The organism is Shewanella spartinae, assembly GCF_019457555.1.
In the GTDB taxonomy this organism is placed as follows: Bacteria; Pseudomonadota; Gammaproteobacteria; order Enterobacterales; family Shewanellaceae; genus Shewanella; species Shewanella loihica.
This window is the reverse complement of record NZ_CP080418.1, coordinates 4,558,518-4,572,168: the sequence shown is the minus strand read 5'-3', so window position 1 is coordinate 4,572,168 and position 13,651 is coordinate 4,558,518. Positions and strand designations below refer to the sequence as shown.

13 protein-coding genes are annotated in these 13,651 nt (G+C 55.5%); 11 read left to right on the top strand and 2 right to left on the bottom strand.

The window, feature by feature from the left end:
• The first annotated feature begins 204 nt into the window (after positions 1-204).
• The 5 genes from K0I31_RS19855 to K0I31_RS19835 all read left to right on the top strand — a co-directional run bounded on the left by K0I31_RS19855 (position 205) and on the right by K0I31_RS19835 (position 5,004).
• Positions 205-639, top strand: coding sequence for a rhodanese-like domain-containing protein (locus tag K0I31_RS19855; RefSeq protein ID WP_041406823.1), 435 nt, complete (start codon positions 205-207; stop codon positions 637-639).
• 207 nt (positions 640-846) lie between these two features.
• Positions 847-1,335: a protein-export chaperone SecB gene (secB, locus tag K0I31_RS19850; protein ID WP_011867598.1), complete on the top strand. Its 489-nt coding sequence runs from the start codon at positions 847-849 to the stop codon at positions 1,333-1,335.
• 6 nt (positions 1,336-1,341) lie between these two features.
• A complete protein-coding gene (gene gpsA, locus K0I31_RS19845) occupies positions 1,342-2,361 on the top strand; it encodes an NAD(P)H-dependent glycerol-3-phosphate dehydrogenase (RefSeq protein ID WP_144204091.1) in 1,020 nt (339 codons plus the stop codon).
• A gap of 202 nt (positions 2,362-2,563) precedes the next feature.
• Positions 2,564-3,748, top strand: coding sequence for a BaiN/RdsA family NAD(P)/FAD-dependent oxidoreductase (locus K0I31_RS19840; protein ID WP_220079494.1), 1,185 nt, complete (start codon positions 2,564-2,566; stop codon positions 3,746-3,748).
• Between the two features lie 155 nt (positions 3,749-3,903).
• Positions 3,904-5,004, top strand: a complete 1,101-nt coding sequence (locus K0I31_RS19835; protein ID WP_011867594.1) for an MFS transporter — start codon at positions 3,904-3,906, stop codon at positions 5,002-5,004.
• A 62-nt stretch (positions 5,005-5,066) separates the two neighbouring features.
• On the opposite strand, the gene K0I31_RS19830 is transcribed toward K0I31_RS19835, so the two are convergent.
• Positions 5,067-5,762, bottom strand: coding sequence for a hypothetical protein (locus K0I31_RS19830; protein WP_011867593.1), 696 nt, complete (start codon positions 5,760-5,762; stop codon positions 5,067-5,069).
• A 104-nt stretch (positions 5,763-5,866) separates the two neighbouring features.
• On the opposite strand from K0I31_RS19830, the gene K0I31_RS19825 reads away from it, so the two are divergent.
• Entirely contained in the window at positions 5,867-6,739 is an 873-nt protein-coding gene (locus K0I31_RS19825; RefSeq protein WP_011867592.1) for a LysR family transcriptional regulator, read from the top strand.
• A gap of 42 nt (positions 6,740-6,781) precedes the next feature.
• On the opposite strand, the gene K0I31_RS19820 is transcribed toward K0I31_RS19825, so the two are convergent.
• A complete protein-coding gene (locus K0I31_RS19820; protein ID WP_190272401.1) occupies positions 6,782-6,934 on the bottom strand; it encodes a hypothetical protein in 153 nt (50 codons plus the stop codon).
• 243 nt (positions 6,935-7,177) lie between these two features.
• Here K0I31_RS19820 and K0I31_RS19815 point away from each other — a divergent pair, with 243 nt between their 5' ends.
• The 5 genes from K0I31_RS19815 to K0I31_RS19795 all read left to right on the top strand — a co-directional run bounded on the left by K0I31_RS19815 (position 7,178) and on the right by K0I31_RS19795 (position 13,650).
• A complete protein-coding gene (locus K0I31_RS19815; RefSeq protein ID WP_011867591.1) occupies positions 7,178-8,308 on the top strand; it encodes an efflux RND transporter periplasmic adaptor subunit in 1,131 nt (376 codons plus the stop codon).
• Between the two features lie 6 nt (positions 8,309-8,314).
• Entirely contained in the window at positions 8,315-11,443 is a 3,129-nt protein-coding gene (locus tag K0I31_RS19810) for an efflux RND transporter permease subunit (RefSeq protein WP_220079493.1), read from the top strand.
• Between the two features lie 97 nt (positions 11,444-11,540).
• The gene (locus K0I31_RS19805) at positions 11,541-11,963 is read left to right on the top strand and encodes a PACE efflux transporter (protein ID WP_011867589.1); all 423 of its coding nucleotides are present in this window, start codon (positions 11,541-11,543) and stop codon (positions 11,961-11,963) included.
• Between the two features lie 120 nt (positions 11,964-12,083).
• Complete coding sequence (locus tag K0I31_RS19800; protein WP_144204099.1) at positions 12,084-12,431, top strand: hypothetical protein; 348 nt, start codon at positions 12,084-12,086, stop codon at positions 12,429-12,431.
• Positions 12,432-12,510: 79 nt separating this feature from the next.
• Positions 12,511-13,650: a BamA/TamA family outer membrane protein gene (locus K0I31_RS19795; protein ID WP_220079492.1), complete on the top strand. Its 1,140-nt coding sequence runs from the start codon at positions 12,511-12,513 to the stop codon at positions 13,648-13,650.
• Position 13,651: the final 1 nt, after the last annotated feature.

The following is a 13,651-nucleotide window of genomic DNA, read 5'->3' as shown; positions in this document are numbered from 1 at the left end:
CTGAAATTGGATAAATATTACTACGTACAGGGGCGATCAAAAAGTGATTTACACCGATAGCCCTCATCGAGCCCGTCACAATTTTAGGGATCTCTCAATCTCGGCGCTCTGCCAGAGGTGAACTACATGCTGCAATCTGCCGGGACAATCGGTTATACTCTCAGCCCGAACAGTCTCTCAAGCCACAGAAGTAGGCCGAAAACTATGCAAGAATATATCGAATTTTTTAAAGCCAACCCTATGTTGAGTCTCGCCTGGGTGGGCTTGTTTGCTGCGCTTATTGTGAGCGTTTTTAAGTCTAGTATCTCGAAAGTGAAAACTGTAGATCATCAGCAGGCGACCTTGTTAATTAACAAGCAAGACGCCAAGGTGGTCGATGTGCGCTCTAAGGAAGAGTTTAAGAAAGGCCATATCGTCGACGCGATTAACATGCCTTTAGCAGAAATTAAAAATAATAAGACATCTGCCCTTGAAAAGTTTAAAGCCAGTCCCATTATAATGGTATGCAATGCAGGGATGACCTCGTCGCAAGCGGCTCAGTTGATGGTTAAAGCAGGTTTTGAAACTGTCTATAACCTCAAGGGTGGGATGAGCGAATGGCAACAAAATAACTTACCCGTTGCCAAAACCAAAAGATAACCCACACAAAGTTTGCTTTTATTAAGCATCTTTGATTAGAGTGTCATCTCTTATAAAAAATGGCTTAAATCGCCCATCTGGTGGGATTTAAGGAAATACTAAAATCGGGATGGTGGCTGAGGTCTAGATTAGGACTCGAGTAACAAAGGCCCTGAAGATGATTCTCCATACGGAACGAATCGAACAAAATTGATTAGGTAGGAAATTATGGCTGAAGCAGTAAATAACGAACAACAGGGTCCACAGTTCAACATTCAACGTGTTTACACTAAAGATATCTCTTTCGAAACGCCAAACAGCCCAGCTGTTTTCCAGAAAGAGTGGAATCCAGAAGTTAAGCTAGACCTTGACACTCGCAGCGCTAAGCTGGCCGACGACGTATATGAAGTTGTTCTGTCACTGACTGTTACGGCTAAAAACGGTGAAGAAACCGCTTTCCTATGTGAAGTTCAACAAGCGGGTATCTTCGCTATCTCTGGTCTGACTGATCAGCAGCTGGCTCACTCACTGGGTGCATACTGCCCGAACGTACTTTTCCCATACGCTCGTGAAGCGGTTGGTAGCCTGGTTGCCCGTGGTACTTTCCCACAACTGAACCTAGCGCCAGTTAACTTCGACGCCCTGTTCGCTCAATACGTGCAACAGCGTCAGGCGCAGGCAGAAGCTGCCGGTGAAGCAGCAGAAGCGAACGCTTAATTACGCATGAACAACACTGCCGATATAACGGTACTGGGGGCGGGCTCTTATGGCACCGCCCTTGCTATTTCTTTAGCCAGTAACGGACACAAAACCCTGATTTGGGGCCACGAGCCTGATCATATCGAGAACCTGAAAAGGGATCGATCCAATGAGGCGTTTCTGCCCGGTATCCCGCTGCCGGATCTCTTAATCCCCGAAGCCGACCTTGCAACTGCATTAGCCGCCTCCAACAATGTGTTGGTCGTGGTGCCTAGCCATGTATTTGGTCTTGTGCTCAAGCAGGCGAAACCGCTGCTGCGCAAAGATGCCCGCATCGTCTGGGCGACCAAAGGGCTGGAGCCGGAAACCGGTCGTCTGTTACAGGAAGTGGCGCGCGAGATTTTAGGTGACGAGTATCCGCTGGCGGTATTGTCGGGTCCGACCTTCGCCAAAGAGCTGGCGGCAGGCCTGCCCACTGCCATCTCGGTCGCCGGTACCGACGAGACCTTCACCAATGATTTGGTGGAGTTGCTGCATAGCCCGAAACGCCTGCGTGTCTACGCCAACGACGACTTTATCGGTCTGCAACTTGGCGGCGCGGTGAAGAACGTTATTGCCATCAGCGCGGGCATGTCAGATGGCATCGGTTTTGGTGCCAACGCCCGCACCGCACTGATCACCCGTGGCTTGGTGGAGCTGTCTCGCCTTGGTGAGGCCATCGGCGCTCAACCTTCTACCTTTATGGGCATGGCGGGTCTTGGCGACCTGGTGTTGACCTGTACCGATAACCAGTCCCGCAACCGTCGTTTCGGTTTGGCCCTGGGCCAGGGTAAGGATGTCGATACCGCTCAGGCCGAGATTGGCCAGGTGGTTGAAGGTTACCGTAACACCAAAGAGGTCTATACCTTGGCTAAGCGTCTGGGTGTCGAGATGCCGATCACCGAGCAGGTGTATAAGGTGCTCTACCAGGGCGGTACGCCACATGAGGCGGCTAAGGCATTGTTGGCGAGAGAGAAAAAGTCGGAGACGACTGACAGCGAATAGTGGCCATCGGCGACTCATGCGAAAAATAACAAAGGGTGCTAAAATAGCGCCCTTTTTTGTATATGGACATACTTATCCCCGCTCACCAGGGATGGTGAAAGAGGGGATTTAACACGGCCAAAAATGTTCCAGACATTTTGGCTTTTCCCCTTTTTGTGGGGCTGCGTTTGGTTGTTATTAATTTGTTTGAGGCGGTATTTAAGTGAAACATCATGACGTGATCATTATCGGTGCGGGCGCGGCGGGCCTCATGTGCGCGGCGACGGCGGGCTATCGCGGCCGAGATGTCCTGGTGTTAGATAACGGCAAACAGGCGGGGCGCAAGATCTTAATCAGTGGCGGTGGCCGCTGCAACTTCACCAATCAAAAAGTGGAGCCGGCTAACTTTATCTGTGCCAATCCCCACTTCGTCAAGTCGGCCCTGGCGCGCTACTCGTCTCAGGATTTTATCGAACTGGTGGAGCGCCATGGCATCGAGTATCACCAGCGAGATCATGGCCAGCTGTTCTGTAACGACTCGGCCAAAGAGATAGTCAGCATGCTGCTGACCGAATGCGAATGGGCGGGCGCCGAGGTGCAGCTCAGAACCGATATTCTCGCTATCAGCAAGCAGGATGACGGTCTTTTCAGGCTGGAGACCAGCAAGGGCGAATACAGCTGTGCGTCGCTGGTGGTGGCAACCGGCGGGCTCTCTATGCCCAAGCTCGGTGCCTCGCCTTTCGGCTATCAGATCGCCGAGCAGTTTGGTCTCAAGGTGTTGCCGACTCACGCGGGCCTAGTACCTTTTACCTGGCACAGTGAGCAGAAGCAGAAGTTTGAGCCCCTTTCGGGTATCGCTGTGCCAAGTACCATTACCGCGAAAGATGGCACCCAGTTTAGCGAGGCGCTGCTGTTTACCCACAGAGGCCTGTCTGGCCCAGCCATTCTGCAGATCTCCAACTACTGGCAGCCGGGTGAGAGTATTTCGATCAACTTGTTGCCCCAGCTCGACGCCGCCCAGGCATTGAGTGAGGCCCAGGAGCAGCATCCCAAGCAGAGCCTGCGCAATACCCTGTCGCAGTGGCTGCCGAAACGTCTGGTCGAGGTGTTATTCGACGAGGCGTTGCTCAACATGTCGCTCAATCAGCTGGTGCATGCTCAGCGCGATCAGATAGTGGACAATCTCCACAACTGGCAGCTGCTGATGAATGGCACCGAAGGCTATCGCACCGCCGAGGTGACCTTAGGTGGTGTGGACACCAACGAACTTTCTTCCAAGGATATGCAGAGTAAGAAGGTACCCGGACTCTATTTTGCCGGTGAGGTGATGGATGTCAGCGGCTGGCTAGGCGGCTTCAACTTCCAGTGGGCCTGGGCATCGGGCGTCGCCGTCGGTCAGGCTGTGTAGTCGGCGCGCGCCCTCACATTCTCCTCCTCTGACGCGAATAATGGCTGGGCTTTTTGGCTCGCTGGCGGTAACTTACCTGTTTAACAGGTTTTTTCGCGAGATCATGAATAAACTTAACTAGGCGTCATGGTCGTTTTGAGTGAGGAGAGTGGGTATTGTCTACATCCAGAGGGGGCTTTAGTCTGTATGCCGGCGTTAAGATGTCGGTGGCGTCAAGCGTCTTCCTGTTATTGCCCATCTATTTCGATGTGATCTCCCGCCAGTTCGCCGAGCCAGTGCTGGCGCTCACCTATGTGGTGACCATAGAACTGGTTGGCTTCTCGCTGGCCTCTATCTGTTGCTTCTTCTGGCAGCGAATGAACTTCATTTCGGAGCGTGGTGTCTTCCTGGCCCTGGCACTCGCACACCTTGGTAGTGCGCTCTGCAGCGCGGTGGAGTGGTTTGTAGTCTTACGTTTCGCCGCCGGTTTCTTTGCCGGCATCTTGATCGTGCGCTGCTTCGATACCCTGTCCCACGACAAGCTGCCCGATGCCGCCTTCGGCCGGGCGATCGCCATGCAGATGCTCTACAGTGGTCTGCTGTTTCTCCTCTACCCTCAGCTGAGGCTACAGGGGGGATTCGACGGCCTGCTGGTGCTGGTGGCGGGCTTCTGTCTGCTGATGGTGCTGTTGCCGGTGGATACCCGGGCGCAGCAGATGCCGAAGATCAAAGGAGTGAAGACGGGTAAGGTGTTTCTCTATACCGCGCTGTTTGCCATCCTGATGATCATGTTGGCCAACGTGGGGGCATGGTCCATGCTGAGCGTGGTGGCGACCCGTATCGGTATCAGCGAGATCGATCAGGGGGTGATACTGGCGACCGGAACTCTGTTTAGCCTGCTCGGCGCCGTGAGCGCCTCGCTGTTGGCCAAATATGGCAATCGTCAGCGGGTGATCACCTTCGGGGTGCTGGGGCAAAGCATCGCCATCGTGCTCTTGTTCTCGACCCGGGATCCCCTGGTCTATTTCGTGGCGGTGAGCTGTTTCATGTTTATGTGGAACTTCCTGCTGCCCTTCTTCATGGGGGTGATCTCCGAGGCGGATCCTGAGGGGCATGCCATTCGTCTGGCGGTGGCGGCTCAGTCTATCGGCGCTGCGCTGGCTCCGGCTGTGCTGCTCAAGGAGTGGGTGTTGTTCGAGCTGGTGATCTTCCTGCTGATCACCCTGCTGCTGATCATGCCCGCCATCTACAACAACAGTCGGCTCAAGCAGCAATAGTTGGCAAGATTTCCAACGCTTAAAGAAACAGCCACCTCATTAGGTGGCTGTTTCATTTCGACTTAGAAGTAGTAGTTGGCCTGTAACCAGGTGACTGTGTCTTCCTTCATGCGGCCCTGTGGGGTGTCGAAGGGAGCCGTGTACTCTACCTTGGCGCCGATGGAGATGTTGTCGGTTACCATCAAGCCGCCACCTACTTCGACCTGATTGATGAAGGATTCGTTCTTCACATGGTAGGTGCTCTTAGGGTTGGCGTAGACCCAGTGACCCGCATCGAAACCATACATGGCGTAGACGCCCGCCTGTACCAGGCTGCTACGGTCATACTTGTCATTTTCCAGCGGACGCTTGGTCTGGGTGCCACCCACGCTCAGCATTGGGAAGATAGAGACGTTGTCGTTAAGCTGGAACTTGTAGATCATGCCGCCCAAGATGGTCTGGGTGTTGGCGTCGCCAATCACATCCACAGAGTAACCCAGGCCGTCGGTGACGTGGAAGTAACGGCCACGGCCGCTGAAGTCGCCGGTATTCTTGTCGCGGTTAAGATCCAACTGATAGATGTTGCTGCCAACGCCCATCATGCCGGAGATCTGGTCAACATCTTTGCTGGTGGACACGCCCACAGTGGTGAAGCTGGCGGTTGGGTCACCATAGTTGACCTTCTCTTCGGCAGGCGCCTCGGCGGCCATAGCGTTTAGTGACAGCAGGGCACAGGTGGCGACTGCTATGATTGAGGTTTTTGCGATTAATTTGCTCATAGTCTTGATCTCTAGTCTTGGTTGTAAAATGTACTGGCGTTAGTATCTCCGATGAGCTTTAATCACTAGAGTTAGTAAGTATCTTGTAATCGAATAGGTCGCAAATGTTAAATCTAGAACAACTCAACGCATTTATTGCCGCCGTAGAGAAAGGATCCTTTTCGGCCGCCGCCCGACACATAGGCAAGAGCCAGAGCTCGGTCAGCATAGGGGTGAATAACCTCGAGCTGGATCTTGGGGTCGAGCTGTTTGACCGCAGCACCAAGTATCCTCAGCTCACCGAGCAGGGCGAACGACTCTATCATCAGGCCAAGGCGCTTATGCGCCAGGCGACTCGTATGGAAAGTTATGCCAAGGGGGTGATCGAGGCGGTCGAAGATCAGCTGGTTATCGGCGCCGATCCCCTGGTGCCCATGTCAGTGTTCGACTCGGCGCTGGAGAAGATGGCGGAGAAGTTTCCCTTTACCCGGGTCAAACTGGTGAAGCTCACAGGCAACCACCTTAATAGGGCGATCGAAGCCGATGAGGTTGATGTCGGCTTTAACATCATGTCCGAGGCGGTACCTGAGAATCTGGATTTCATCGGAATTGCACGTATCGAGTGGGTGTGTATCTGTAGCCCAGACTATAAGTTTGCGGATCTGGAGGCGGTAGACAGCGAGATGTTGATCAACGAGCGGCAGATCGTCTGCTCCAGCATGTTGCAAAACGAGTATCTGGCCAAGCTTGGGCGCGTGTCTCAGGAAACCTGGGAGGCGTCAGATCTGGATGACATGATACGCCTGGTGGAACAGGGCATCGGCTGGGGGATCATCCCCTTGAGCATGTATGAAGAGAAGGCGGCCATAGGCACGCTCTCAACCTTTAAGCCTGTCATCGAGAAGGAGACCGGCTTGATCACAGTGGATCTGCTGTGGAAGTCGACCGCGCAGCTGGGCCCGGCGAAGAGCTTCTTCATCGATCTGCTCAAGCGCTAATCATCCACGCGAGCGGTGAGTCATGGCAGCTGAGACAGGCTATTAGTGTCTCAGCAGCTCGATCACCACCTGCTGAATGGCCAGGTCCTGGCCGAATAACGATTCATAAACCACAAATAAGCTGATGATGGCACCGGCGGTGATCACTGTCATGAACTGATCCATCTTGCCCAGGCTGGTATTTTTGCTAAACATGATAACCTCGATATAACGTGTTGCTGTTGGTGAGGCCATTATCTATTAACAATGTTGCCGCGGTTAATTAATAACCATCTGTATTTCGAATAGATTGGCGCTTTCATTCCCGCCAAACACCCGTCTGACATCCATTCGATAACCTAATAATACCTAGTTAAAAGTATTAAAAACTCCTCTGTATAGTGGTCGCAATTTAATCGTTTGTGGCACATGAGTGTCGATGCTTGAGAAGAGGTCATTATGGGTACGTCAGCCAAAATTATCGCGATTTCCCTTCCAATTCTACTCGCTGCCTGTTCGCAGCAAGCCGAAGTCGACGGGGAGTTCACCGAACAACCTAAGGTCACAGTTCAGGTTATGCAACCTCAGCTGATCCAACTCACCGAACAGTTCATGGGTAAGACCCAGGCGGTCGATCAGGTGGAGATCTTGCCAAAGATCTCCGGTTACCTGATCAGTCAGGTCTATACCGATGGCGCCCACGTTAAGAAGGGGGATCTGCTGTTCGAGATCGACCCTAAGCCGTTTCAGGCCGAGGTCGCCCGCCTGGAGGCTAACCTGGCGCAGAAGACGGCGCAGATGATGCTACAGGCGAAGAAACATGAGAAGGCCCAGGCCCTGCTGACGCAAGATGCCCTGAGCAGCCTGGAGGTCGAGCAGATTGAGGCCGAGCTACTCGGCATGAAGGCCGAGGTGCAGAGCGCCAAGGCTGAGCTCAACTATGCTCAGCTGGATCTGGAAAACACCCATATTTACGCGCCTTTTAACGGCATCATGAGCGACAGCCGCGTGAGTGTCGGCGCCTTGGTTGGCCCAGATGCCGAGCCGCTCACCACTCTGGTGAGCAGCGATGCCATGCATGTAGACATCAAGCTGGACGAGAAGCAGTATCTCAACGATCTGCAGAAGCGCGTGCAGGCGGGCGAGGAGATAGCGTCTCCCGAGATGGCGCTGACCCTGGCCAATGGCACCCTGTATAACCACAAGGGCGAGGTCGACTTCATCGACAACCATGTGGACAGCCGCAGCGGTTCTATCCGTTTTCGCGTGACCTTCCCTAACCCAGAAGGCCTGCTGGTGCCGGGTCAATTCGTTTCCGTGTCCTCGCGCGAGCAGGTGGCCCAGCAACAGCTGGTGGTGCCTCAGGCCGTGGTGCAGGAAGATCAGGGTGGTCGCTACGTGTTGACCGTCAATCAGGACAATGTGGTCGAGGCCCGTTACGTCAAACTGGGTCTGCGTCAGGCCAATACCTGGATAGTGCAGGATGGCCTGCAAGCCGGTGAGCGTGTGATTCTCAGCGGTCTACAGTCGGTGCGTGCCGGCGTCGAAGTCGACGTGCAGCAGCCTGTCGCCCTAGCTAAGAAGGGGTAACAACTCATGGCCGATTTCTTCATTAATCGCCCCAAGTTCGCCATCGTACTCTCGATTGTGCTGACCTTGGCCGGCTTACTCAGTCTGGCAAGAATGCCAGTATCGCAATTTCCCAGCATAGTGCCGCCCTCTATCGAGGTGTTTGCCGTGTTCCCTGGTGCCGACCATAACACCATACGCAACACGGTCGCCTCGGTGATCGAGCAGGAGATCAACGGCGTCGAGGACATGATCTATATCGAGTCCAAGTCGAACAACGATAACACCTACCTGGCCTATGTGACCTTTGCCATTGGCACAGATCCCGACAAGGCCCAGGTGCTGGTGCAGAACCGGGTCAACAAGGCGATGGCCAAGTTACCCGAAGAGGTTAAGCGTCAGGGGGTGACGGTCGAGAAGGTGGCAAACTCCATCTTGATGACGGTCAACACCTATTCGCCCAACGGCAGCCATGACAACCTCTACCTGTCTAACTATGCCTCGCTCAACATCAAAGACGCCCTGCTGAGGGTGAAAGGTGTGGGCAAGGTGCAGGTGATCGGTGAGCAGAACTACTCGATGCGCGTCTGGCTCAACCCAGAGAAGATGGCCGCCAAGGCGATCACCGCCAACGATGTGGCCGCAGCCATCAGCGCACAAAACACCACGGTTGCCGCCGGTAAGCTGGGCGAGCGTCCTTCATCCGGTAATCAGGTATTCCAATACACGATTCAGACCAAGGGCCGCCTGGTGGATGTCGAGGAGTTTGAAAACATCATACTGCGTGCCGACAACCAGGCCGGTTTCATCACACTGAAAGACGTGGCCCGTGTCGAGCTGGCGGCGGAGCAATACTCTGCCATGGCTACCTACGGCAAGAATGAGAGCCCTATCCTGGCCATCTACCAGGCGCCGGGTGCCAACGCCCTCGAGGTTGCCGAAGGGGTGCGTGCCGAGATGGAGCGTCTCAGTCAGCGTTTCCCTGCCGATATGGAGCATGTGATCAGCTACGACTCCACCACCTTTATCGAGGTGTCTATGGATGAGGTGTTCGAGACCCTCTATATCGCCATCGGCCTGGTAGTTGTCGTGACCTTCCTCTTCCTGCAGAGCTGGCGCGCGACCCTGATCCCTTCGATCGCCATTCCCGTCTCGCTCATCGGCACCTTCGTGGTGATGGCGGCCATGGGGATAGATATCAACACCATCTCCATGTTCGGCCTGATCTTGGCTATCGGTGTGGTGGTTGATGCGGCCATCGTGGTGATAGAGAACGTCGAACGCCTGATGAGCGAGGAGCATCTCGACAGCAAGGCGGCGACCTCCAAGGCGATGAAAGAGGTGACTGCCCCCCTTATCGCCTCGGCATTGGTGCTGCTGGCGGTATTCGGTCCAGTCTCCTTCGCCCCAGGCCTGGTGGGCCAGATGTATCAACAGTTTGGTGTGACCATCTCGGTATCGACAGTGATCTCGACCGTGGTCGCCCTCACCCTGACACCAGCCCTGTGCGCCGCGCTGATGCGCCACGAGGCGCCTAAGACACGTGGCCCGCTGGCCTGGTTCAACCAATTCATCAACAGGCTGACCAATGGTTATGTCTCGTCGGTAGGCTTCTTCGGTAAGCGTCTTATGCTATCGGGTGCGCTGCTGGCCCTGCTGATGGGCGCCATAGTGCTGCTGGGCGACAACATGCCTAAGGGCTTTATCCCAGCGGAAGATCAGGGCTCATTCATGGTGGACATGAACCTACCGGAAGCCTCGGCGCTGGACAGAACCGACAAGATGGTCGATGAGATGATCAGCGAGGTCAGTGCCCTCGAAGGGGTCAAACATGTGGTGGCCGCCAAGGGTTATAGCCTGCTCAAGGGCGCCTCATCGTCCAACTCTGGCATGATGATCGTGGTGCTGGACGACTGGAGCGAGCGCCAGACGGCAGAAACCTCAGAGTTTGCGCTGGTGGCCCAGGTACAGGCGATTATCGATCAGAACAAAGATGTCACCGGCATGGCGTTTTCTATGCCAGCCATTCCCGGCCTGGGTAATGCCGGCGGTCTGACCCTGCAGGTTGAAGATCTCAGTGGTCGCAGCGTCGAACAGATGGCGCCCGCGCTGGATGGTTATCTGGCGGCGCTCAACGATGCCGACGAGATCGCCATGGCCTTCACCACCTATAGTGCCAATGTGCCACAGCTCTATCTGGATGTGGACAGAGCCAAGGCGATGGCGCTGGGGGTCGATCTTAACGAGGTCAACAGCACGCTGTCTGCCATGATGGGCAATATGTATGTCAATGATTTCACTAAGTTTGGTAAGAACTATCAGGTGAACCTGCAGGCGGAGCAATCTTACCGCTCACAAGAGAAAGACCTGGAGCAGATCTATGTACGCGCCCTGTCTGGCGAGATGGTCAAGCTGTCGAGCTTTGCGTCCTACAAGCCGCTGGTGGGCTCGGACAACACCGCCCGCTACAACCTGTACAACACGGCGCAGGTGATTGCCATTCCGGCCGACGGTTACAGCTCGGGTGAGGCCATCGCCGCCATGGAGCAGATTGCCGACACCAGCCTGCCACAGGGCTACGCCTACGAGTGGACCGGCATGACCTATCAGGAGCTACAGGCGGGCGATTCGGCGCCTATCCTGTTCGCCCTGGCGCTGCTGTTCACCTACCTCTTCCTGGTGGCGCAGTACGAGAGCTGGATGATCCCACTGGCGATTATCCTCTGTGTACCGACGGCGCTGTTTGGTGCCCTGGGCTTCACCGCCCTGGCAGGTGGCAGTATCAACCTCTACACCCAGGTGGGCCTGGTACTGCTTATCGGTATGGCGAGTCGCAACGCGATTCTGATTGTCGAGTTTGCCAAGGTGCTGCGTGAAGAGAAGGGGCTCTCCATCATGGAGGCGGCAAAGCAGGCGATTGCCCTGCGCCTGCGAGCGGTATTGATGACGGCCTTCTCCTTCATCCTGGGGGTAGTGCCTCTGGTTATAGCCTCGGGGGCGGGCTCAGCCAGCCGTAACGCCCTAGGTATTGCCAGCTTCGGCGGCATGTTGATTGCCACAGTGATCGGCTGTCTGCTGGTGCCAATCTGTTTCATCGCACTGCAACGCCTGCGTGAGCTAAGACGCTCACCCGAGGCGACTGAAGTGACGGCTTAAGGTTTATGTTCTCCGCCGGCGTATCAATGTTTTGGCTGACGGCGTTGCCGGTTGGAGAACACTTTATTCTGCTGCCAAGTTGGCGCAGGGGGTTATCATGCAACATAAGACGAGATTCGATCGCATCAGGTATCTAGTAGGGTTCGAGCTGGGGGCCATGGTGTTAGCCGTGCCTCTGGGTGCCTGGCTGACCTCGGTCGATTCTCGTGCCTTGTTGGCCCTGGCCATAGGCATGTCGCTGATTGCCGCGGCCTGGAACTATGGCTATAACCTGCTGTTCGACAGAGCCATGCTCTACTTCAAGTCGACCATGGTGAAATCCATGGCAGACAGAGTCTGGCACAGCCTGTTGTTTGAGCTGGGGTTGCTGTTTATCTCTGTGCCTATCATGGCGGCCTATCTGTCCATCTCACTATGGCAGGCCTTCTGGCTGGATATCGGCTTCGTGGTCTTCTATCTGGTCTTCAACTACTGCTACACCTACCTCTACGAGAAATTTTTCTACGCGTCGCGGGGCTAAGGCCTCGCGCTTGGCGCATTCCTACCAACCTATTACAAAATCGAATGATAGCTAACTAAAGCTATTCGCTTTTTGCTCTTATCATGACCTGGACATTAACAGCATGATTCGGAGCATAAGATGAAAATCAAACCCTTGTTACTCGCTTTATCCCTGAGTGCGGCTTCTGGTTTCGCCATGGCCGATTACTGTGACGACACCCTAGGCGATGTGGTGGCTGGTGCCATCGAAGGTGGCCTCATAGGCACCGCCGCGGGTGCCATCGCCGACGGTGGTGAAGGCGCCAAGCGTGGTGCGGCCATCGGTGGTGCCATTGGTGCGATCGACGGCCTGGTGGAAGGCGAGGTGAAACGCGAGCGCTGCAAGCGTGACCTCGAAGACATTGAAGACGCCATCATAGAGCAAGAGATCGAAGACGCTTACATCGAAGATGCGATCATAGATGACGCCATCATCAACGGTTATTAACAGAATGCGCTTCCCGCATAGACCTTAGCGACGAAAGGGTTTCTCGCTAAGGTCATCCCAACTCCCGAGGCAGAAGATTATGGCAACCCCCTGCTACCCCCGCTTTTTAGCACTCAGCCTGAGCCTACTAGCCGGTGCCAGTCAGGCAGGCTTCACCGATCAGTTTAAGGATCCCACCGATGGCCGTGTCGATGCCAGTCAGTGGATCCTCAACAACGCCCACGGCTTCATGCCTGTGCCGATCCTGATCACCGAGCCTGCGGTAGGGGTGGGCGGCGGCGCCGCCCTGCTGTTCTTCCATGAGTCTGAGTCGCAACGGCAGAAGCGGCTCGAAGACCCCTTGGCCGTGGCCGAGATCCCGCCGAGCGTCACAGGTGTGGTGGCCGCCGGCACCAATAACGGTACCAAGCTGGGTGGCCTGTTTCATTCGGGTAACTGGCTGGAAGACAGGGTGCGTTATCTGGGCGGCATCTTCGCCGCCGATCTCAGGCTCAAGGCCTACACGGGTATCGACGCCCCGGCCATGGGTTTCTCGCTGCAAGGCTGGCACCTGTTTCAGGATATCGATGTACGCCTGGGAGAGAGCAACTTCTTCCTCGGCGGCGAATATAGCTATACCCGCTCCGAGGCCGAGTTCGACCTGGGCGGCGAGCATCCGCTTAACCAGGAGAGTGCCATGGTCGATAGCGATGGCGCCCTGGGCCTTAAGCTCACCTACGACAGCACAGACAACCATTTCTCGCCCCGCAGCGGTATCAAGGCGCGGCTGAAGAGTACCCAGCACGACAAACGACTCGGCGGCGACTTCGACTATCGCACCGACAGCGCCTTCCTGCATGCCTATCACAGGCTGAATGCCAAGTGGGGCGTCAACATGCGTCTGGATGCCAAATCGCTCTCGGGCGATGCCCCCTTCTACGCCTTGCCTTACCTGGACATGCGCGGCATGCCGGCGATGCGTTATCAGGGGGGGGATACCGCCCTGGGAGAGGTCGAGGTGAGTTATGACCTCGACGATCGCTGGACCCTGCTGGGCTTTGCCGGCGCCGGTAAGGCGGTGATGGCAGACGAGCGTTTTGCCGATAGCCCCTGGCTCAAGACCCAGGGGGTGGGCTTTCGTTACCTGATGGCGCGCCAGCTTGGGCTGCGCACCGGGATGGATATCGCCAAGGGACCAGAGGAGTGGACCCTGTATTTACAGGTCGGTGGGGCCTGGTAAG